Genomic DNA, 22,692 nt, shown 5'->3' with positions numbered 1-22,692 from the left:
CCACCGGTCAAGGCTTTGCAATCATTTGCAAGCCCTTCGGGCCACTACCTCGACATCCGGGAGTAGCGCGGCCCGATTTGATCTGGTAAGTTCGCCCGCTTGCAGCCGCAGGGCCGGCAGGTGTCGGTGATGGAGCAATCCTGCGCAGATGGATTACAAGAGTAGAGGCGGTCCATTTCATGCCCACCCAAGCAAAGCAGCAAAATCAGTCGATCAGCGGCTTCGAACCCTACAAAGAAGTTAAGGGCGAGGAGTACATGGGCAAACCCATGCGCGCTCACTTCACCAAGATCCTGAACAAGTGGAAACAGGACTTGATGCAGGAAGTCGACCGCACGGTTGATCACATGAAAGACGAGGCGGCCAACTTCCCTGACCCGGCAGACCGTGCCAGCCAGGAAGAAGAATTCAGCCTTGAATTGCGCGCCCGTGACCGCGAGCGCAAGTTGATCAAGAAGATCGACAAGACGCTGCAATTGATCGAAGACGAAGAATATGGCTGGTGCGAGTCCTGCGGCGTCGAGATCGGCGTCAAGCGACTGGAAGCACGCCCTACCGCCGACATGTGCGTTGACTGCAAGACCCTGGCGGAAATCAAGGAAAAGCAAGTCGGCAAGTAATTGCGACTTGAACGAAGAACGGAGCGTGCGAACGCTCCGTTTTTGTTTCTGATATTTGCTGATGTTTATTGCGTCTTCGGAATCGCCTTCGCGAGCAAGCTTCGCTCCTACAGGAGATTGCGCCGGCCTTTGTAGGAGCGAAGCTTGCTCGCGAAGACGGCTTCAAGCCATGCTCGAAACGATTGAACAGCCTGAAATCGCCTTATGACCGCCATCGCCCCCGCCTACATCGGACGCTTCGCCCCTACGCCAAGCGGCCATCTGCATTTCGGTTCGCTGGTCGCAGCGCTGGCCTCGTACCTCGATGCGCGCTCGGTGGGCGGGCGCTGGTTGATGCGCATGGAAGACCTCGATCCGCCACGGGAAGAACCCGGCGCCCAAGCGGCGATCCTCAAGGCGCTGGAAAGCTATGGCTTCGAGTGGGACGGCGAAATGGTCCGACAGAGCGACCGTCACGATGCCTACGCCGAAGTGCTCAATCGCCTGTTCAATCACGGCCTGGCCTACGCCTGCACGTGCTCGCGCAAACAACTGGAGCCGTATCACGGCATTTATCCGGGTCTGTGTCGCAATGCAGGCCATGGCACTGAAGATGCCGCCATTCGCCTGCGCGTGCCTGAGCTGGAATACCACTTCATCGACCGCGTGCAGGGCGAGTACCGCCAACACCTGGGGCGCGACGTCGGTGATTTCGTGATCCGTCGCCGCGACGGGCTCTATGCCTATCAACTGGCGGTGGTGCTCGATGATGCCTGGCAAGGCATCACCGACATCGTCCGTGGCGCCGACCTGCTGGACTCCACGCCACGCCAGCTCTACCTGCAGGAACTGCTGGGTTTTTCGCAACCGCGCTATCTGCACATCCCGCTGATTACCCAGCCTGACGGCAACAAGCTCGGCAAGTCCTACCGTTCGCCGCCGCTGACCGAAGACCAGGCAACACCGTTGTTGCTGCGCGCATTGCGCGCACTCGGGCAAAATCCCGGCACAGAACTGGCGTACGCCACACCACGGGAAGTGCTGAACTGGGGCATTGCCCACTGGGACGCGCTGAAGATCCCGCGCACACTCAACCTGCCCGAAGCGCAACTACAGTGATCAGACTTGCAGTGGCGCGCCCATCCGTTACCATCGCCGCACGTTTTCGGGCACGCGCATAAAAAAGAGAGGCCGGGATGTACATCTATCGCTTGGTCCTGCTCCTGGTAGTGGGGATTTACCTGTTTTCCCCGGCCATCATGGATTGGTGGATCGACGCCACTGGCGCCTGGTATCGCCCGTATCTGCTCTGGCTGATTCTGATCGTCGTGACCTTCATCCTGCAGAGCCAAAAAGATGCCGATGAGCTTTAGCCTGACCCAGATGATCCTGATCAGCGCCGCGTACCTGGCGGTGCTGTTCGGCGTCGCCTGGATCAGCGAACGGGGCATGATCCCCCGGGCGATCATTCGCCACCCCCTGACTTACACCCTGTCGCTGGGCGTTTACGCCAGTGCCTGGGCGTTTTACGGCACGGTGGGCCTGGCCTATCAGTACGGCTACGGCTTTCTCTCCAGCTACCTTGGGGTTTCCGGGGCATTTCTGCTGGCGCCGGTGTTGCTGTATCCGATCCTGAAGATCACCCGCACGTATCAACTGTCGTCGCTGGCCGACCTGTTCGCGTTCCGCTTCCGCAGTACCTGGGCCGGCGCACTGACCACGATCTTCATGCTGATCGGCGTGCTGCCGTTGCTGGCCTTGCAGATTCAGGCCGTGGCGGACTCCATCGGCATCCTCACCCGCGAACCGGTGCAGCATCGCGTGGCCCTGAGCTTTTGCGCGCTGATTACGCTGTTCACGATTTTCTTCGGCTCGCGCCACATCGCCACCCGCGAGAAACACGAAGGCCTGGTGTTTGCCATTGCCTTCGAGTCGGTGATCAAGCTGATCGCCATTGGCGGCGTTGGTTTGTATGCGCTGTACGGCGTGTTCGACGGCCCGCAACAGCTGGAACTGTGGCTGCTGCAAAACCAGACCGCCCTCGCCGCGCTGCACACGCCATTGCAAGAAGGCCCATGGCGCACGCTGTTGCTGGTGTTCTTCGCCTCGGCGATTGTGATGCCGCACATGTACCACATGACCTTTACCGAAAACCTCAACCCGCGCTCGCTGGTCAGCGCGAGTTGGGGTTTGCCGTTGTTCCTGCTGTTGATGAGCCTGGCGGTGCCGCTGATTCTCTGGGCCGGCCTGAAACTGGGGGCCACGACAAATCCTGAATACTTCACGCTGGGCATCGGTATCGCCGCCAACAGCAAAGCCTTGGCGCTGCTGGCATATGTCGGCGGGCTATCGGCCGCCAGCGGGCTGATCATCGTCACCACCCTGGCCCTGTCCGGGATGGCGCTGAACCACCTGGTGCTGCCGCTCTATCAGCCACCGGCCGAAGGCAACATCTACCGCTGGTTGAAGTGGACACGTCGGGCGCTGATCGTCGCGATCATCATGGCCGGTTACGGTTTCTATCTGCTGCTGGGCGCAGAGCAGGACCTGGCCAACCTCGGCATCGTCGCGTTTGTGGCTACGTTGCAGTTCCTGCCGGGCGTGCTGTCCGTCCTTTACTGGCCGACCGCCAACCGCCGTGGCTTCATCGCCGGTTTGCTGGCGGGGATTCTGGTGTGGCTGGTGACCATGCTGTTGCCGCTGGTCGGCAACCTGCAAGGCTTCTACATTCCGCTGCTGAACATGATCTACGTGCTGGACGACACCAGCTGGCACATGGCGGCAATCGCCTCGTTGGCCGCCAACGTACTGATGTTCACTCTGATTTCGCTGTTCACCAACGCCAGCCCCGAAGAAGCCAGCGCCGCCGAAGCTTGCGCCGTGGACAACGTGCGTCGCCCGCAACGCCGGGAATTGCACGCCGCCTCGCCTCAGGAGTTCGCCACGCAACTGGCCAAACCCTTGGGCGCCAAGGCTGCGCAGAAAGAAGTCGAACAAGCGCTGCGCGATCTCTACCTGCCGTTCGACGAGCGCCGCCCTTACGCCTTGCGCCGCTTGCGTGACCGGATCGAAGCCAACCTCTCCGGCCTGATGGGCCCGAGCGTGGCGCAGGACATGGTCGAGACGTTCCTGCCTTATAAGGCCGGCGGTGAAAACTACGTCACTGAAGACATTCACTTCATCGAAAGCCGCCTCGAGGATTACCACTCGCGCCTGACCGGCCTGGCCGCTGAACTCGATGCCCTGCGCCGCTATCACCGCCAGACCCTGCAGGAATTGCCGATGGGCGTTTGCTCGCTGGCCAAGGATCAGGAAATCCTCATGTGGAACAAAGCCATGGAGGAGCTGACCGGAATCGCCGCGCAGCGTGTGGTCGGTTCGCGCCTGAGCACCATCGCCGATCCGTGGAAAGAGCTGCTGCAAGGCTTCATCAATCTGCCGGACGAGCATTTGCACAAACAACATCTGGCCCTTGATGGCCAGACCCGCTGGCTGAACCTGCACAAAGCGGCGATCGACGAACCGCTCGCGCCGGGCAACAGTGGTTTGGTATTGCTGGTGGAAGACCTCACCGAAACGCAGATGCTCGAAGACAAACTGGTGCACTCCGAGCGTCTGGCCAGTATCGGCCGCCTCGCTGCGGGCGTGGCCCATGAAATCGGCAACCCGATCACCGGCATCGCTTGCCTGGCGCAGAACCTGCGCGAAGAACGCGAAGACGATGGCGAGCTGAAGGAAATCAGCGGGCAGATTCTGGAACAGACCAAACGCGTATCGCGCATCGTCCAGTCGCTGATGAGTTTTGCCCACGCGGGCAGTCATCAGCACAACGACGAGCCCGTCTGTCTGGCCGAAGTGGCCCAGGACGCCATTGGCTTGCTGGCCCTGAACCGACGCAATTTCGAAGTGCAGTTCTACAACCTGTGCGACCCCGATCACTGGGTCGAAGGCGATCCGCAGCGACTCGCCCAGGTACTGATCAACCTGCTCTCAAACGCCCGTGACGCCTCGCCTCCCGGCAGCGCGGTGCGTGTAAAAAGCGAAGCCGGCGAACACACGGTCGACCTGATCGTGGAAGACGAAGGCAGCGGTATTCCATCGAGCATCATGGACAGATTGTTCGAACCTTTCTTCACCACCAAGGATCCTGGCGAAGGCACCGGTCTGGGCCTTGCACTGGTCTATTCCATCGTTGAAGAGCATTATGGACAAATCACCATCGACAGCCCGGCTGATGTTCAAAGCCAACGCGGCACCCGTATCCGGGTGACCTTGCCGCGTCATGTCGAAGCGACGTCCGCTGTGAACTGAGACCGTCGAGAGTATCGAATCAATGCCGCACATTTTGATCGTCGAAGACGAAACAATTATCCGCTCCGCCTTGCGCCGCCTGCTGGAACGTAACCAGTACCAGGTCAGCGAAGCCGGTTCAGTGCAGGAAGCACAAGAACGCTTCACCATTCCCACGTTCGACCTGATCGTCAGCGACCTGCGTTTGCCTGGCGCGCCAGGCACCGAGTTGATCAAACTCGGCCAGGGCACGCCGGTGCTGATCATGACCAGCTACGCCAGCCTGCGCTCGGCGGTCGACTCCATGAAGATGGGCGCGGTGGATTACATCGCCAAACCTTTCGACCACGACGAAATGCTCCAGGCCGTCGCACGCATCCTGCGTGACCGGCAATCGGTACAGGCCAGCGGTGAACCTGCCGTCGGCAAAGCCGCCAATGGCGCAGCGAAACCGGGTGTCGACAACAGCAACGGCGAAATCGGCATCATCGGTTCGTGCCCGCCGATGCAAGATCTGTACAGCAAGATCCGCAAAGTCGCGCCAACCGATTCCAATGTCCTGATCCAGGGCGAGTCCGGTACCGGTAAAGAACTGGTGGCCCGTGCCCTGCACAACCTGTCCAGGCGCGCCAAGGCACCGATGATTTCGGTGAACTGCGCGGCGATTCCGGAAAGCCTGATCGAGTCCGAACTGTTCGGCCACGAAAAAGGCGCGTTCACCGGTGCCAGCGCCGGGCGTGCAGGCCTGGTGGAAGCGGCTGATGGCGGCACCTTGTTCCTCGACGAAATCGGCGAACTGCCACTGGAAGCCCAGGCCCGCTTGCTGCGCGTGTTGCAGGAAGGCGAAATTCGCCGGGTCGGTTCGGTCCAGTCGCAGAAAGTCGATGTGCGCCTGATCGCCGCGACTCACCGGGACCTCAAGAGCCTGGCGAAGATCGGCCAGTTCCGTGAAGACTTGTATTACCGCCTCCACGTGATCGCCCTGAAACTGCCGGCCCTGCGTGAGCGCGGTGCCGACGTCAACGAAATCGCCAATGCCTTCCTGGCGCGGCAGAGCGCGCGGGTCAACCGCACCGATCTGAAGTTCGCCGCAGACGCCGAGCAGGCGATTCGTCATTACTCCTGGCCGGGCAACGTGCGCGAACTGGAAAACGCGGTGGAACGCGCGGTCATCCTGTGCGAGAGCCCGGAAATCTCCGCCGAGCTGCTGGGCATCGACATCGAGCTGAGCGACCTGGAAGACGACGAGTTCATCGGCCTGCCTCCGCAACAGGGCAACGGCGCCGGCAACAACAATCATGAGCCGACCGAAGACCTGTCACTGGAAGACTACTTCCAGCACTTCGTCCTCGAGCATCAGGACCACATGACCGAAACCGAGCTGGCACGCAAACTGGGCGTCAGCCGTAAATGCCTGTGGGAACGCCGCCAACGCCTGGGCATTCCGCGGCGCAAGACCGGGGTGGCCAGCGAGAGCTGAGCGGGTAACACATGATTGTGTGAAGAAACTGTTACCCCAGTTTTTTCACGTAACAGAAACCGGGGCTTACGGTAACGAAGCCCCGGTTTTTTTTGGCCTCGAAAAAGCCCATCAAGTGACGTAACCCCTTGTTTTGCTAGGCTTCGCAAAAGTTGGCACGCACCCTGCTATATGTTTGGTACAAGAACAATAACAAGCAATGTACAAGACAATAAAAATAAGACGTATCGACTCACGCACAATAAAAACAAGACGGCATGAGGCGTAGCTAACTGATTCTTTTGGAGAGGCGTTGTATTTGGGGCTTGCCCCACGACCAGGCCGAGAACAACAAAAAACTGTCTTGAGACAGAGCCTGAACTGGTTGGATCGCAAGATCACTGCAGCACAGCGACCAAAGCAATCCGTTTGCTCTTGGCTCCCGATTGGGAGGGTCATGAAGGAAAACTTCATGACGCGGGCACTCAACAAAAACAAGAAGCCCGAAACCAATAACAAAAATAGAACATGCAACTACTTCTTGGGGAGCTTCGGCTCCCCTTGTAGTTTCCGCGATTTGGAACGGTTACTCGCTCTAGGCTGTAGGAGCAAGCTTGCTCGCGATGGTCGTGAACGATAACGCGTTAATCCAGATTCCCAGCGGCGCCCTTCAGTTTTTCGCGAGCAAGCTCGCTCCTACAGGGGTGCTTACAGCTCATATCGGCTGTGTCCTACACCATCCCCCGACTAAATGCTAGAATCCCCGCCCATCATGCGGTCATTCTTCGTTTTGGCCGAACATTCCTTCAAACAGTGCATCCCATGCTGAAGAAGCTGTTCCAGTCATTCCGTTCTCCCAAGCGTCATACGCAACACATCCGCAGCACGCCTGAAGTGCTTAACAGCGGCCAACACTCGCTGCAAAAGGCACAATTCAGCCGTTACGCGGTGAATATCGTCGAACGCCTGCAGAACGCCGGTTACCAGGCTTACCTGGTCGGCGGTTGTGTGCGTGACATGATGCTCGGCATCACACCAAAAGACTTTGACGTCGCCACCAGTGCCACCCCTGAACAGGTGCGCGCCGAATTCCGCAATGCGCGGATCATCGGCCGCCGCTTCAAACTGGTGCATATCCACTTTGGCCGCGAAATCATTGAAGTCGCGACTTTCCGCGCCAATCACCCGCAAAACGATGAAGAGGAAGACAGCAACCAGTCTTCCCGCAACGAGAGCGGGCGCATTCTGCGCGATAACGTCTACGGCACGCTGGAAGAGGACGCGCAACGCCGCGACTTCACCATCAACGCCCTGTATTACGATCCGGTCAGCGAGCGCATCCTCGACTACGCCAACGGCGTACACGACATCCGTAACCACCTGATCCGTTTGATCGGCGATCCGAAACAACGCTACCAGGAAGACCCGGTGCGGATGCTGCGCGCCGTGCGTTTCGCCGCCAAGCTAAATTTCGGCATCGAAAAACACAGCGCCCTGCCGATCCGCGACCTGGCACCGATGCTGCGCGAGATCCCGTCGGCCCGTCTGTTCGAAGAAGTGCTCAAGCTGTTCCTCTCCGGCCACGCCGCGGACACCTTCGAGATGCTGGTCGACCTGCAGCTGTTCGATCCGCTGTTCCCGGCCAGTGCCGAGGCGCTGGAATACAACCCGACGTACACCCACACCCTGATCAGCGAAGCGCTGATCAACACCGACCTGCGCATCAAGCAGAACAAACCGGTAACCCCGGCGTTCCTGTTTGCAGCCCTGTTGTGGCCTGCCCTGCCGGCCCGCGTGCTGCGCTTGCAGGAACGTGGCATGCCGCCGATTCCGGCGATGCAGGAAGCGGCGCACGAGCTGATTGCCGAACAGTGCCAGCGGATCGCGATTCCAAAACGCTTCACCATGCCGATCCGCGAGATCTGGGACATGCAGGAACGCCTGCCGCGCCGCAGCGGCAAACGCGCCGACCTGCTGCTGGACAACCCGCGCTTCCGCGCCGGTTACGACTTCCTGCTGCTGCGCGAAAGCGCTGGCGAACAGACCGATGGCCTGGGCGAATGGTGGACGGATTATCAGGACGCCAACGACAGCGAACGTCATGACATGATCCGCGACCTCAGTGGCAAGGAAGACGGCACTGGCGCACCACGCAAACGTCGCCGCAGCGGCGGTGCCAAGCGCAAACGTGCAGCCGGCGCGCCGAGCACCACGGGCGAATAATCGATGGAACGCATCTACATCGGCATGGGCAGCAACCTGGCTGACCCCGCCGAACAATTGCGCAGCGCCGTCGAAGCGCTGGCGCGATTGCCGCAGACCGAACTGGTCGGGGTTTCCGGGTTTTATCAGAGCGACTCGCTGCTGCCTGGCCAACCGCGTTACACCAACGCAGTGGCCGCCCTCGACAGCACACTAGCCCCGCTGGAGCTGCTCGATGCGCTGCAAGCCATCGAGAACGGACAGGGCCGCGAGCGTCTTGAGCGCTGGGGGCCACGCACGCTCGACCTCGACATCGTGCTGTTCGGTGATCGGCTGATCGACGAGCCACGCCTCAAGGTGCCTCACTACCATATGCAGGAACGCGCGTTTGTTCTGTACCCGCTGGCCGAATTGGCGCCGGTGGATTTGCGGTTGGCCGATGGCCGTACCTTGGCCGAACTGCTTCAGGCCTGCCCGTTCGTCGGGTTGGAACGCTTGCCCTGACCTCCGCCATCCCCCTGTAGGAGCGAAGCTTGCTCGCGAAAGCGGTGTGACAGTCGACATAAATATTGAATGTCACACCGCTTTCGCGAGCAAGCTTCGCTCCTACAAAATCTAATGCCCCGCTAGATTGCGGCTGCTGAATCGCATCAGTTACTTCGGTAACACCCCACGCGTAACAATGCGGTAACACACGCAATTGACTTCCCGAGTTCTCCTCACGACTATAGGCGTCCCGCTGCCGCCAACACGGCGTTAAAGGGCGCAATCCAGGCCTTAAAAGCACGACAACAGACCGTGCGCCTGTATTTAACGAAGAATCACGCGCGTTACTCGCAGTAGTTTCCACAGCGCCTGAATGAGGAACTTTTCATGCCAGCCATCACCCTGACCACTCTGCAAGGTCTCAAGCAAAAAGGTGAAAAAATCACCATGCTGACCTGCTATGACGCGACCTTCGCCCACGCCTGCAATGAAGCCGGCGTCGAAGTGCTGCTGGTGGGCGACTCCCTCGGCATGGTTCTGCAAGGTCACGACAGCACCCTGCCGGTGACCACCGCCGAGATGGCTTACCACGTCGCCGCCGTCAAACGCGGTAACACCGACGCGTTTATCCTCGCCGACCTGCCCTTCATGGCCTACGCCACTATCGAACAAACCATGACCAACAGCGCCCAGTTGATGCAGGCCGGTGCACACATGGTCAAGGTCGAAGGTGCGCTGTGGCTGGCGGACTCGATCCGTCTGCTGGCCGAGCGCGGCATCCCGGTGTGCGCGCACATGGGCCTGACGCCGCAATCGGTGAACATTCTGGGCGGTTACAAAGTCCAGGGCCGTGGCGAGAACCAGGCACGGCAGATGCGCGCCGACGCCATCGCCCTGGAACAGGCCGGTGCCGCCATGCTGCTGCTCGAATGCGTACCGAGCGAACTGGCTCAGGAAATCACCCAGGCAGTGGGGATTCCGGTGATCGGCATCGGCGCCGGCAGCGGTACCGACGGCCAGGTCCTGGTGCTGCACGACATGCTCGGCCTGTCGATCACTGGCCGAGTGCCAAAGTTCGTGAAGAACTTCACGAACGGCCAAACCAGCATTCACGCGGCCCTGAGCGCTTATGTCACTGAAGTCAAAGCGGCGACTTTCCCTGGTATCGAACACGGATTCTCTGCATGAACACCGTAAAAACCGTACGCGAATTGCGGGCCGCCGTGGCCCGCGCCCGCAGTGAAGGCAAGCGTATCGCCTTCGTACCGACCATGGGCAACCTGCACAGCGGCCATATTGCGCTGATTACCAAGGCCTCCCAACGGGCGGACTTCGTAGTCGCGAGTATTTTCGTCAACCCGCTGCAATTCGGCGCCGGCGAAGACCTCGACAAGTACCCGCGCACCCTGGCAGCGGACCAGGAACAACTGCTCGAGGCCGGTTGCCACTTGTTGTTCGCACCCGCCGTAGAAGAAATGTACCCCGACGGCATGACCGGCCAGACCCGCGTCAGCGTTCCACAACTGTCCGAAGGCCTGTGCGGCGCCAGCCGTCCGGGGCATTTCGAAGGCGTGGCGACGGTGGTCAGCAAACTGTTCAACATGGTCCAGCCGGACCTGGCGATCTTTGGTCAGAAAGACTTCCAGCAACTGGCCGTGATTCGCGCGCTGGTGCATGACCTGAACATGCCGATCCAGATCATCGGCGAGCCGACGGTCCGTGCGGCCGATGGGCTGGCATTGTCATCTCGCAATGGGTTTCTCAGTGAAGAACAACGGGCCGTGGCGCCGGTTGTGTATCGCACGCTGACCTCGATTGCTGATGCCATTACACAGGGTGAGCGCGATTTTCCGGCGTTGATCGCCGTACAGACCAAACAGCTTGAAGCTGCGGGTTTGCGTACCGACTATCTGGAAATCCGCCATGCGCTGACCTTGCGCCCGGCGACGGCGGAAGATCAGGACCTGGTGATTCTGGTGGCGGCGTTCCTCGGCACCACGCGGTTGATCGACAACCTGCACCTGAACCTCGACGCACCCGCCTGAACACCACAACCCAAAATGTAGGAGCCAGCTTGCTGGCGATGGCGTCCTCATAATCGCCATCGCCAGCAAGCTGGCTCCTACAGGGTCTGCATTACCCGCGTCCGCTGTATTGCTGCCCACAATCGCTTCGGGCAAACTGCCCGCCGTTCGATTCCGACCTGGGAAAACACTCATGCACGCCATCATGCTCAAGGCCAAGCTGCATCGCGCCGAAGTCACCCACGCAGTACTCGATTACGAAGGTTCTTGCGCCATCGACGGCGAATGGCTGGACTTGTCCGGCATCCGTGAATACGAACAGATCCAGATCTACAACGTCGACAACGGCGAACGCTTCACCACCTACGCCATTCGTGGCGAAGAAGGCTCGCGCATGATCTCGGTCAATGGCGCCGCCGCCCACAAGGCCAAGGTCGGTGACCGTGTGATCATCTGTGCTTACGCTCACTACAGCGAAGCCGAGCTGCTCAACTTCAAGCCGCGCATGCTCTACATGGCACCGGGTAACGAGCTGGGCCACACCAGCAATGCCATTCCGGTTCAGGTCGCCTGACCGAACCTTCTCTTCCGTTTGTCGGACCGTTCCCTGCTTCATGTACAAAAAAGTACCGGGAACGGGTCAGACAAAGTCAAGACAGATCGCAGCGCGAGGTTTACTGTATTCGCCCTGTGCCATGAAATCGTGTCGACGCAGTTGACCGGACGCCCACCCACAGCGCTCCGGGATTTTTAGTGTTCAAAAGGCCGTTCAAGTAAAAAGGAAACCCGCAGCGATGGCGTACTACCGCACTCCTCAAGACGTGACCGCTCTGCCCGCCTGGCAGGCGCTGAATGACCACCGCCAAGCCATGCAGGATTTCAGCATGCGCGAAGCCTTCAATGCCGATCCGCAGCGCTTTACCCAATTCACCCTCAGCAGCTGCGGCCTGTTTCTCGACTACTCGAAGAACCTGATCAACGCCGAGACCCGCAATCTGCTGGTGGGCCTGGCCAATGAAGTCGACCTCAAGGGCGCGATCAAGGCGCTGTTCGAAGGCGAAATCGTCAACTCTTCCGAAGGACGCCCGGCCCTGCACACCGCGCTGCGCCGCCCAGTGGGCGAGAAGCTGTCGGTCAACGGCGTCAACGTGATGCCTGAAGTGCACAAGGTCTTGAACAAGATCACCGACCTCGTGGGTCGTATCCACGACGGTTTGTGGCGCGGTTACACCGAGAAGCCGATCACCGACGTGGTGAACATCGGCATCGGTGGCTCGTTCCTCGGCCCTGAGCTGGTTTCCGAAGCCCTGCTGTCCTACGCCCAGAAAGGCGTGCGCTGCCATTACCTGGCGAACATCGACGGCACCGAGCTTCATGAACTGACCATGAAGCTGCGCGCCGAGACCACGCTGTTCATCGTTTCGTCGAAGTCCTTCAACACCCTCGAAACCCTGAAAAACGCCCAGGCCGCTCGCGCCTGGTACCTGGCTCAGGGTGGTTCGGAAGCCGAGCTGTATCGTCACTTCATCGCGGTCTCGAGCAACAACGCCGCCGCCGTGGCGTTCGGTATCCGCGAAGAAAACATCTTCCCGATGTGGGATTGGGTTGGCGGCCGTTATTCGCTGTGGTCGGCCATCGGTTTGCCGATTGCCCTGGCCATCGGCATGTCGAACTTCAAGGAACTGCTGTCCGGTGCCTACACCATGGACCAGCATTTCCAGAGCGCGCCATTCGAACAGAACATGCCGGTGCTGCTGGCGTTGCTCGGTGTCTGGTACGGCAACTTCTGGGGCGCGCAGAGCCACGCGATCCTGCCGTACGACCACTACCTGCGCAACATCACCAAACACTTGCAACAGCTGGACATGGAATCCAACGGCAAGAGCGTGCGCCAGGACGGCACACCGGTGTCCACTGATACCGGTCCGGTGATCTGGGGTGGCGTGGGCTGCAACGGTCAGCACGCGTATCACCAGTTGCTGCACCAAGGCACCCAATTGATCCCGGCCGACTTCATTGTGCCGATCGTCAGCTTCAACCCGGTGTCCGATCACCACCAGTGGCTGTACGCCAACTGCTTGTCGCAAAGCCAGGCACTGATGCTCGGCAAGACCCGCGCCGAGGCCGAATCCGAGCTGCGTGACAAAGGCATGGCCGAAGCCGACGTGCAGAAACTCGCGCCGCACAAGGTGATCCCGGGCAACCGTCCGAGCAACACCCTGGTGGTCGAACGCATCAGCCCGCGTCGTCTCGGCGCACTGGTGGCGATGTACGAACACAAAGTCTTCGTGCAAAGCGTGATCTGGGGCATCAACGCCTTCGACCAGTGGGGCGTGGAGCTGGGCAAAGAGCTGGGCAAAGGCGTCTACAACCGTCTGGTCGGCAGCGAAGAAACCCCGGCTGACGATGCTTCCACCCAAGGGCTGATCAACTATTTCCGCGGTCGTCACCGCGGTTAATCTGACGCCACTCCTACAGACGGTACTAACCTTGTAGGAGCCGGCTTGCTGGCGATAGCGGTGTGTCATTCAACATTTTTGTCGACTGATACGCCGCTATCGCCAGCAAGCCGGCTCCTACGAGGGTCGCGTAGCTCCCCTCTTGTCGCAAAAACAAGAAGAAGGAACCGTCATGTTCGATATCAGCACGTTCCCCAAAGCCGATGCCGTCCGCCGGGCCGCACACCTCAGTCAAGACGACTACAAGCGCCTGTACCGTCAATCCATCGAGCACCCCAGTGAATTCTGGGCTGAACAGGCCACACGCTTCCTCGACTGGAGCACACCGTGGAAAACCGTCCAGCGCTATGACCTGAAAACCGGCGAAGCCAGCTGGTTTGCCGGCGGAAAATTAAACGTCAGCTACAACTGCATCGATCGCCACCTGGAAAAACGCGGCGATCAGATCGCAATCCTCTGGGAAGGCGATGACCCCGCCGAATCGGCCCAGATCACTTACAAAAAACTGCATCACAACGTCTGCCGCCTGGCCAATGTGCTCAAAAGCCGTGGCGTGAAGAAAGGCGACCGCGTGTGCATTTACATGCCGATGATCCCCGAAGCCGCCTACGCCATGCTCGCCTGCACACGAATCGGTGCGGTGCATTCGGTGGTATTTGGCGGTTTCTCCCCGGACTCGGTGCGCGACCGCATTCTCGACGCCGACTGCCGCACCGTGATCACCGCCGATGAAGGCGTGCGCGGCGGCAAATTCGTACAGCTCAAGCAGAAAGTCGACCAAGCGCTGAAAAGTTGCCCGAACGTCAGCACCGTGATCGTGGTCGAGCGCACCCAGGGCGATGTCGACTGGGTCGAAGGCCGCGACCTCTGGTATCACCAGGCGCTGCGCGACGTCGACGACAATTGCCCGCCGGAACCCATGGACGCCGAAGACCCGCTGTTCATCCTCTACACCTCCGGCAGCACCGGCAAACCCAAAGGCGTGTTGCACACCACCGGCGGTTATCTGCTGCAAGCGGCGATGACCTTCAAATACGTGCTCGACTACCGCGACAACGAAGTCTTCTGGTGCACCGCCGATGTCGGCTGGGTCACAGGCCACAGTTACATCGTCTACGGCCCGCTGGCCAACGGCGCGACCACGCTGATCTTCGAAGGCGTGCCGAGCTACCCGAGCAGCTCGCGCTTCTGGCAGGTGATCGACAAGCACCACGTGAACATCTTCTACACCGCCCCCACCGCCCTGCGTTCGCTGATGCGCGAAGGCCCCGAACCGCTGAAGGAAACGTCCCGCGCGAGCCTCAGATTACTCGGCAGCGTCGGGGAGCCGATCAACCCGGAAGCGTGGGATTGGTATTTCAACGTCGTCGGCGAACAGCGTTGCCCGATCGTTGACACCTGGTGGCAGACTGAAACCGGCGGCATCATGCTCAGCCCGCTGGTGAGCGCGCAGCGGATCAAACCCGGCTGCGCCACACAACCGATGTTCGGTGTGCAGCCGGTGTTGCTCGACGAAGTGGGCAAGGAAATCAAAGGCGCCGGCAGCGGCGTGCTGGCGATCAAATCCAGCTGGCCGGCACAGATCCGCAGCGTCTACGGCGACCCGCAACGGATGGTCGACACCTATTTCAAACCCTACCCTGGCTACTATTTCACCGGCGACGGCGCGCGGCGCGACGAGGACGGCGATTACTGGATCACCGGGCGCATTGACGACGTGATCAACGTTTCCGGCCACCGCATCGGCACCGCCGAAGTGGAAAGCGCCCTGGTGCTGCACGACAGCATCGCCGAAGCGGCGGTGGTCGGTTACCCTCACGACGTCAAAGGCCAGGGCATCTATGCCTTTGTCACACCCATGAACGGCACCGATCCCAACGACGAACTGAAGAAGGAACTGCTGGCCCACGTCAGCAAGGAAATCGGCAGTTTTGCCAAACCGGACCTGATCCAGTGGGCCCCGGCCTTGCCGAAAACCCGTTCGGGCAAGATCATGCGACGGATTCTGCGCAAGATCGCCTGCAATGAGCTGGACAGCCTGGGCGACACCTCGACGTTGGCTGATCCGAGCGTGGTTCAGGATCTGGTGGATAAACGCCTGAACCAATAACGTGTCCACGCCTTGTCCTTGTAGGAGCCGGCTTGCTGGCGATTGCGGCGTATCAATCGACAAAAATGTTGAATGACACACCGCTATCGCCAGCAAGCCGGCTCCTACAGGGGAGATTGGCGCTTACCTTTTTTTAACAATGAGTCGCCATGGAATTCATCCGCAGCCGCATCGAAACCCAGGTCATGAGCCTCACTGGCCTGTCCCTCGGCAAGCTCGACCTGGAAAACCCCAAGGGTGATCCCGGCCTGTTCGGCCCTGATTCGGTCAGTTGGCAAGTCCACGGCGACTTCAGCAGCATGCTCATCGGCGGCATCAGCGCGTTGATGCTGCAAGCCCTGCACCCCTTGGCGCTGGCCGGGGTCTGGGACCATTCGAACTTTCGCGAGGACATGCTCGGTCGCCTGCGCCGCACCGGGCAATTCATTTCCGGCACCACCTTCGGCTCGCGCAAAGATGCCGACTGGCTGATCGAGAAAGTCCGCACCATCCACCTGCAAGTGACCGGCACCGCGCCGGATGGCCGGCCTTACGCCGCCAGTGATCCAGATCTGCTCACCTGGGTACACGTGGCCGAAGTCAGCAACTTCCTCGCGGCGCATTTACGTTATCGCAACCCACACCTTTCGCTAGCCGATCAGGACCGTTACTACGATGAAATCGCCTTGGTCGCCGAACGCCTGGGCGCGCGTGACGTACCGCGTTCGCGACAGGAAACGGCCGAATACCTTGAGCGCATTCGTCCGCAATTGCTGTGCGACGAGCGCAGTCGCGAGGTGTTGCGACTGTTGTTGAACGCACCCTCCCCGAGCCGTCTGGCCAAGCCGTTCGGCGGGTTGATGATGCAGGCAGGCATTGACCTGCTGCCGGATTGGGCCAGCGACATGCTCGGCGTGCGCCAGAGCTCGCTGCAACGCAAACTGATCCGCACCAGCGTCAACCGCAGCGCACCGATGTTGCGCTGGGCCGTGCGTAACGGCTCGGTGCATCGGGCCAAGCGACGGATGGGACTACCAACCTAATCCCCTTGTAGGAGCGAGGCTTGCCCGCGAAGAACGATAACGCGGTGTATCCGCCAGACCGTGCGGCATTCTTCGCGGGCAAGCCTCGCTCCTACAAGTCCTCTCGTGCGCAAGCTGTTAAACTCCCGCGCCAAATTCCCTCCCCTGCAAGGCGCCCAGCATGTCTTCCTTGAATCAGGCGCTGTGCGCCGCCCTCGAACATCGCCAGGACCTGCTTGCCGAACTGCATCAGCAAGGCACCGATTGCTATCGCCTGTTCCACGGCAGCCAGGAAGGCGCCGGCGGCCTGACCATCGACCGCTACGGCCCGCAGCTGTTGGTGCAGAGCTTTCATCAGGCGCTGGAGCGCGACGCCCTGCTGCAAGTGCATGAAACGATCAACCAACATCTGGGCCTCGACACCCTGCTGGTCTACAACGACCGCTCCCGGGGCAACTCGCGCATCGACCGTGAAGACACGGTCTACCGCGCCGACGAAGCCGCCCTGCAAGACTTGGTCGGTCACGAATGGGGCCTGAATTACCGGGTTCGCGGCCGTCACGCCGGCCAGGATCCGCTGCTGTTTCTCGACCTGCGCAACACCCGCGGCTGGGTCAAGGATCACAGCAAGAACAAAAGCGTGCTGAACCTGTTTGCCTACACCTGCGGCGTCGGCCTGAGCGCTGCGGCCGGTGGCGCGAGCGAGGTGTGCAACCTGGACTTCGCCGAGGGCAACCTGGCGGTCGGCCGCGAAAACGGTCTGCTCAATCCGCAATTGCCGACCATGCAATTCATCCAGTCCGATTATTTCCCGGCCATTCGCCAACTCGCCGGCCTGCCCATCAGCCAGCGTCGCGGGCAGAAACTGCCGAGCTATCAACGCCTGGAACAACGTCAATACGATCTGGTTTTGCTGGACCCTCCGGCCTGGGCCAAGAGCGCTTTCGGCACCGTCGACCTGCTGCGCGACTACCAGAGCCTGCTCAAGCCCGCGCTGCTGACCACCGCCGACAATGGCGTGCTGATCTGCTGCAACAACCTGGCAAAAGTCAGCATGGACGACTGGCGCGAACAGGTTTTGCGCTGCGCGGAGAAGGCCGGCCGCCCGGTGCGCGAGTGGACGGTGATGAAACCGGGCGCCGATTTCCCGTCCATGGATCAACAGCCGCCGCTGAAAACACTGATCCTGCAGCTCTGAATCACGTCAGATAAATCTGAAAAATCCTGGGCTGAGCGAATACTTCGGAACCGGATTGGCGTGCCATACTCCAAGGCACTCCGATTCAGACAGATGAAGCCGCACATGCCCAAAGGATTGATCCGCGCTATCGGCGCCTTGTTGACTGCTCTGGCCCTCTACAGCCTGCTGGGGTTTCTGATTTTGCCGGGCATCGCATTGCGGGTGGCCAACCAGCAACTGGCCAACTACGCGACGACGCCCGCCACAATTCAGCGAATCGAACTCAACCCGTTCAGCCTTGAAGTCACCCTGTGGGGCCTGATCATCGGCGAACCGGGCAAGGAACAGGTCGGTTTCGAACGGCTTTACGCCAACCTGCAGATCGACAGCCTCTGGACCAAGGCGCTGCACCTGTCCGATATCGAACTGGACAAGCCGAAGACCGAAATCCTTTTCGGCAAGGACGGCAAACTCAACTTGCTTGGTCTGTTCAAACTGCCGGCGAGCGAGCCGACGCCGACAGACCCGGACGCCAAACCGTTTCCGCTGCGCATAGAGCGAATCAAACTGGCCGGCGGTGCCGTGCACTTCAAGGATGAACGCCCCAGCGAAGCCATCGAGTTCCTCTACGACAAACTCGATTTCGAGCTGAACAACCTCAGCACCCTGCCCGATGACAATGCCGACATGACCCTTGTGGCCATCGGCCCGAACGGTGGGCAGATCGACTGGACCGGTAACTTCAGCCTCATCCCGATCGCCTCCGAAGGTAAGCTGAAAATCACCGACGGGCAGATGAAAACCTTTTGGCCCTATGTGCGTGACGCGCTGCCGCTGGTGCTGGAAAACGGCGTGCTGAATCTGAGCACCGACTACAAACTCAACCTGTCCAAGGAAACCGAGCTGCTGCTGAACAACGTCGCAGTGAGCGTGGCGCCCTTCTCCATCAAGGCTCCGGACGGTCGGCCACTGGCGAAACTCGAACGCCTGGACGTAACTGAAACCACGGTCGACCTGGCCAAGCAGCAAGTTGTCGTCGGCAAGATCCGCAGCAACAAACTGGAAACCTGGGCGGCACTGGAAGCCGACGGGCAACTCGACTGGCAGAAGCTGTTCGCCAGCCAACCGTCCAAGGCCGCCGCCAAGGCCAAAGCCGAACCGGCCAGCACGCCAGCGGCCGCCGACTCGCCAAAGCCAGAACCGACGCCGCCGAGCAAACCTTGGCAAGTGCTGTTGAAAGATGTGCAACTGCGCAATTACCAGGTGCACCTGGCTGACCGCAAAACGCAACCCGCCGTGACGCTGGATTTGAACCCGCTGAACCTGGACCTGCAGAATTTCGACAGCCTCAATGGCTCGCCTTTTACCCTCAAGCTCGACACCGGCGTGGGCAAGCAAGGCAAGATCACCGCCGAGGGCGAGGTCAATCTCGCTCCCGTCAGCGCCAAATTGAACGTGCAGACCAAGGACATCGACTTGCGGGTCGCCCAGTCCTACATCAATCCGTTCATTCGCCTTGAACTGCGCAGCGGCATGCTCGGCAGCGATCTGGCGGTCAACCTGAAAAGCACCGAGCCGTTGGCGTTCAGCGTCACAGGACGGGCGCAGATCGATCAGCTGCACACCCTCGACACCCTGAAAACCCGCGACTTTCTCAAGTGGCAGCAGGTGGTGGTCGAAGGCCTGAATTATCAGCACGGCGACAGCCTGTCGATCGACAAGGTCAACCTGTTCCAACCGTATGTGCGCTTCATGATCAACGATGATCGCACCACCAACATCGATGACCTGCTGATCCCGCAACCGCCCGATTCCGGCGCAAAAACCGCTGCGGCCAAACCCGTCAGCAAGGACAAGCCGCTGGGCATCCACATTGGCGGCATTGCCATCAATGACGGTTCGGCCAACTTCGCCGACTTCAGCCTGACCCCGAACTTCGCCACCGCCGTGCAACAGCTCAACGGCCAGATTGGCACCATCGACAGCCGTCAGGCGAAACCGGCGACCGTCGACATCAAGGGCAAGGTCGATCGTTACGCGCCGGTGACCATCAAAGGTTCGGTCAACCCGTTCGACCCGATGGCCAGCCTCGACATCGCCACCAGTTTCAAACGGGTGGAACTGACCACGCTGACGCCCTACTCCGGCAAGTTCGCCGGCTACCGTATCCGCAAGGGCCGACTCAACCTAGACCTGCATTACCTGATTACCAAAGGCCAGCTCAAGGCTGAAAACAAAGTGGTGGTCGAGCAATTGCAACTGGGTGAAAAGGTCGACAGCCCCGACGCTGTCAGCCTGCCGCTGAAACTGGCGATTGCGCTGCTCAAGGACGTCGACGGCAAGATTTCCATCGAGCTGCCAGTCACCGGCGACCTCAACAATCCGCAGTTCAGCGTCATGCCGATTGTCTGGCAGACCCTGCGTAACCTGATCGTCAAAGCCGCTGCCGCACCGTTCAAAATGATTGGCGGGCTGGTCAGTGGCGGTGGGGCGGAAGACCTGGGCACGGTGTCATTCGCGCCGGGCTCGAGCGATCTGAGCAAGGACGCCGAGGGTTCGCTGGTCAAACTGTCCAATGCGCTCAAGGAACGCCCGGCCCTGCGCCTGGAGATCGAAGGCACCGCTGCCGCCAGCAGCGATGGCCCGCTGATCGCCGAGCAACGCCTGGAACGGGAGTACCAGTACAACTACTACAAAATGCTCCAGCGTCGCGGCGACAAGGTGCCGGCGCAGGCCTCGTTGCTGCAAGTACCGGACGGCGAGAAAGGCCCGCTGCTGGAAGGCATCTACCGCACCCGACTGAAAACCCAGCCACCCGCCGAATGGAAGGACCTGGGCAAGGAAGAACGCACCGCAAAAATGCGCGCAGACGTGATCAAGTTCTGGAGCACCAGTGACGTGCTCTTGCGCCAGCTGGGCCAGGATCGCGCCAGCAGCATCAAGGATTATCTGGTCGACAAGGGTCAGTTGGCCGATGACCGCGTGTACTTCATCGATGCCAGCCTCGGCGAAGCCGAAAGTGACGGTCGGGTGGTAACGCCGTTGCACCTGGATGCCGAGTGATGATCAGTCGGTTGCTGATCAGCCTGACACTGGCAATGGCTGCCAGTCAGGCCTCGGCCGCCGATACCCTGCGCTGCGGCAGCCAGTTGGTCAGCGTCGGCGACCGGTCCAGCGAAGTACTGCAGAAATGTGGAGAGCCGGTCAGTCGAGACCTGTTGGGCTACAAGCGCAGCGCCAACCGTCGGGAAGAATTCCAGGTCGAGGAATGGACCTACGGGCCCAACGGCGGGATGTATCAATACCTGCGGTTTGAAGGGAATCGCTTGAAGCAGATCACCAGCAAACGCGGAAATTGATTTTGCACGGCCCCTGTAGGAGCGAGCTTGCTCGCGAAAAATGCCCAAGCGACACGTTGATCCAGGCAGCCAGCATTATCGTTGACGTCCATCGCGAGCAGGCTCGCTCCTACAGTTGTTTTGAGTTGCTGCAAATAGAACAGGCCCCGGACACGAATGTCAGAGGCCTGTAATGGCCACATCCTTGTGGCCGTCGCATGAACTCTCAAGTTGCGGCAGACGCATGACTCGGCTCGTCTACCGCGCCTTCTCCCGTTCAGGCGAGAAGTCTTGCCTTACTCGGCTTTCAGGCCGTCAGCGGAGACCGCCTGGACGCCTTTGATTTTCTTGGCGATGGCCACGGCGGTGGCTTTCTGAGCGTCAGTCACCGCGACGGTGGACGACAGGGATACAACACCTTTGTTGGTTTCAACCTTGATATCGGTACCAGGAATGCCTTTTTCGGTCACCAGGTCAGCTTTGACTTTGGTGGTGATCCAGGTATCGGAAGTGGCTTCTTTAGCCTTGGTCACTTCACCGGCAGCCAGCACCATTGGGGCTTGGGTAGCCTGGGTTTGAGCGAATGCAACGTTGGCCATGGTCAGGGTCAGCGCGGTAGCAGTAGCGGCAGCGAACTTCTTCATACGAGTAACTCCTGTTTTTTCATAAAGTCTGCTGCGTGTCTTGTCAGCAGGGTTACTGGGTATAGTGCGAACGCTGTGCCAACTTTGAAACAGTTACCAACTCTTTATAAATCAACAACTTAAAAAATCTTCTGATTTTCGGAATCATGCAAATTGCATGACTTCGACATTCTCTACATGCAAGTTGCAGGTTTTAACGTGGGCCTAAGGCCATGAATTTGTGAGGTTTTCCAAATCTCACCAAGAAGCGCAGCGAGCTTGGAGTTTTCCCCCCAAAAAAATGCCCCATCCGACGATGGGGCATTCTTCTATCTAGCCGTTTTCAGCATTAAGTTGCAGAGGCTGTGCAACCAGGCGGTGCGTAATCGGCTGTCACGCCGGTCGCGCATGACCAGCCTGCAGTGGCGCTGCGAGTCAGCGTGATGGTTTTACCTGCCACAGGGGCCGGTGCTTTCTGCAGGGTGCAGACAATGGTGCCAGCGCCTGAGGCAACCGTGCCGGTGACAGCAATTGCACAGTTCTGCGTCGTTGTGCCAGCGCCCGTCAGTGTGGTGGGTTCTGCAGTACCGGCATTCATCAGGTCTTCAAACGAAACCTTCAATGCTGAAATTTCCGCCAACCCCGCCGTCACTTTCGCCCGAGCCTGATACTTCGAATAAGCCGGCAACGCAAACGTCGCCAGAATCCCGATGATCGCCACCACGATCAACAATTCGATAAGCGTAAAACCTTTCTGAGCACTCATAGACAAGCTCCATGCATGAGTCGAAATCTCATGATCTGAACCAGTCTCAGCACAGCCCATGCCAAGCCCGTTGCCCCCTGTTAGCGGGGCGCGAGAACGACGCAAGGCCTTGTCCTGCCCTCAGGATCCGCACTATCTGACACTTTTTGTCACCA

18 protein-coding genes are annotated in these 22,692 nt (G+C 59.9%); 16 read left to right on the top strand and 2 right to left on the bottom strand.

The genetic code is table 11. The features are described 5' to 3' along the window. The first annotated feature begins 179 nt into the window (after nt 1-179). From dksA to KGB24_RS02900, 16 genes are all read left to right on the top strand, one after another. Nucleotides 180-620 (top strand): RNA polymerase-binding protein DksA, encoded by a 441-nt coding sequence (dksA, locus tag KGB24_RS02975; protein ID WP_007902025.1) that lies wholly within the window; start codon nt 180-182, stop codon nt 618-620. 204 nt (nt 621-824) lie between these two features. Beyond that, on the top strand, nt 825-1,718 hold the full coding sequence (gene gluQRS, locus KGB24_RS02970; protein WP_008036380.1) for a tRNA glutamyl-Q(34) synthetase GluQRS: 894 nt from the start codon (nt 825-827) through the stop codon (nt 1,716-1,718). A 77-nt stretch (nt 1,719-1,795) separates the two neighbouring features. Further along, on the top strand, nt 1,796-1,972 hold the full coding sequence (locus KGB24_RS02965) for a hypothetical protein (protein WP_003176118.1): 177 nt from the start codon (nt 1,796-1,798) through the stop codon (nt 1,970-1,972). Further along, nucleotides 1,956-4,910, top strand: coding sequence for a sensor histidine kinase (locus KGB24_RS02960; RefSeq protein WP_008033180.1), 2,955 nt, complete (start codon nt 1,956-1,958; stop codon nt 4,908-4,910). Before KGB24_RS02965 ends, KGB24_RS02960 begins: the two co-directional genes overlap by 17 nt. Before the next feature lie 22 nt (nt 4,911-4,932). Continuing rightward, complete coding sequence (locus tag KGB24_RS02955) at nt 4,933-6,369, top strand: sigma-54-dependent transcriptional regulator (protein ID WP_008033182.1); 1,437 nt, start codon at nt 4,933-4,935, stop codon at nt 6,367-6,369. Nucleotides 6,370-7,170: 801 nt separating this feature from the next. Continuing rightward, nucleotides 7,171-8,571, top strand: a complete 1,401-nt coding sequence (locus tag KGB24_RS02950) for a polynucleotide adenylyltransferase PcnB (protein WP_223416201.1) — start codon at nt 7,171-7,173, stop codon at nt 8,569-8,571. A gap of 3 nt (nt 8,572-8,574) precedes the next feature. Then, the gene (folK, locus tag KGB24_RS02945; RefSeq protein WP_223416200.1) at nt 8,575-9,054 is read left to right on the top strand and encodes a 2-amino-4-hydroxy-6-hydroxymethyldihydropteridine diphosphokinase; all 480 of its coding nucleotides are present in this window, start codon (nt 8,575-8,577) and stop codon (nt 9,052-9,054) included. Nucleotides 9,055-9,423: 369 nt separating this feature from the next. Continuing rightward, the gene (panB, locus tag KGB24_RS02940) at nt 9,424-10,224 is read left to right on the top strand and encodes a 3-methyl-2-oxobutanoate hydroxymethyltransferase (RefSeq protein WP_223413943.1); all 801 of its coding nucleotides are present in this window, start codon (nt 9,424-9,426) and stop codon (nt 10,222-10,224) included. Beyond that, nucleotides 10,221-11,081, top strand: a complete 861-nt coding sequence (gene panC / locus KGB24_RS02935) for a pantoate--beta-alanine ligase (RefSeq protein WP_223413944.1) — start codon at nt 10,221-10,223, stop codon at nt 11,079-11,081. Before panB ends, panC begins: the two co-directional genes overlap by 4 nt. A 172-nt stretch (nt 11,082-11,253) precedes the next feature. Then, the gene (gene panD / locus KGB24_RS02930; protein ID WP_223413945.1) at nt 11,254-11,634 is read left to right on the top strand and encodes an aspartate 1-decarboxylase; all 381 of its coding nucleotides are present in this window, start codon (nt 11,254-11,256) and stop codon (nt 11,632-11,634) included. Between the two features lie 220 nt (nt 11,635-11,854). Continuing rightward, nucleotides 11,855-13,519, top strand: a complete 1,665-nt coding sequence (gene pgi / locus KGB24_RS02925) for a glucose-6-phosphate isomerase (protein WP_008033191.1) — start codon at nt 11,855-11,857, stop codon at nt 13,517-13,519. A 172-nt stretch (nt 13,520-13,691) separates the two neighbouring features. Beyond that, a complete protein-coding gene (gene acs / locus KGB24_RS02920) occupies nt 13,692-15,629 on the top strand; it encodes an acetate--CoA ligase (protein WP_223414101.1) in 1,938 nt (645 codons plus the stop codon). Nucleotides 15,630-15,778: 149 nt separating this feature from the next. Next, a complete protein-coding gene (locus KGB24_RS02915; protein WP_223414100.1) occupies nt 15,779-16,651 on the top strand; it encodes an oxygenase MpaB family protein in 873 nt (290 codons plus the stop codon). A 160-nt stretch (nt 16,652-16,811) separates the two neighbouring features. Further along, nucleotides 16,812-17,828, top strand: coding sequence for a class I SAM-dependent rRNA methyltransferase (locus KGB24_RS02910; RefSeq protein ID WP_008033195.1), 1,017 nt, complete (start codon nt 16,812-16,814; stop codon nt 17,826-17,828). Nucleotides 17,829-17,921: 93 nt separating this feature from the next. Then, nucleotides 17,922-20,873, top strand: a complete 2,952-nt coding sequence (locus tag KGB24_RS02905; protein ID WP_223414099.1) for a DUF748 domain-containing protein — start codon at nt 17,922-17,924, stop codon at nt 20,871-20,873. After that, a complete protein-coding gene (locus KGB24_RS02900; RefSeq protein WP_008033199.1) occupies nt 20,873-21,169 on the top strand; it encodes a DUF2845 domain-containing protein in 297 nt (98 codons plus the stop codon). The genes KGB24_RS02905 and KGB24_RS02900 overlap by 1 nt, the downstream gene beginning before the upstream one ends. Nucleotides 21,170-21,444: 275 nt before the next feature. On the opposite strand, the gene KGB24_RS02895 is transcribed toward KGB24_RS02900, so the two are convergent. Both KGB24_RS02895 and KGB24_RS02890 read right to left on the bottom strand, forming a co-directional pair. Next, nucleotides 21,445-21,792, bottom strand: coding sequence for a BON domain-containing protein (locus tag KGB24_RS02895; RefSeq protein ID WP_223414098.1), 348 nt, complete (start codon nt 21,790-21,792; stop codon nt 21,445-21,447). Nucleotides 21,793-22,120: 328 nt separating this feature from the next. Beyond that, complete coding sequence (locus KGB24_RS02890) at nt 22,121-22,537, bottom strand: pilin (RefSeq protein ID WP_008033203.1); 417 nt, start codon at nt 22,535-22,537, stop codon at nt 22,121-22,123. Nucleotides 22,538-22,692 lie beyond the last annotated feature (155 nt).

Origin of the sequence: Pseudomonas sp. BF-RE-25, assembly GCF_019956105.1 — a bacterium.
GTDB classification, from domain to species: domain Bacteria; phylum Pseudomonadota; class Gammaproteobacteria; order Pseudomonadales; family Pseudomonadaceae; genus Aquipseudomonas; species Aquipseudomonas migulae.
This window is presented reverse-complemented; position numbering and strand designations above follow the sequence as displayed.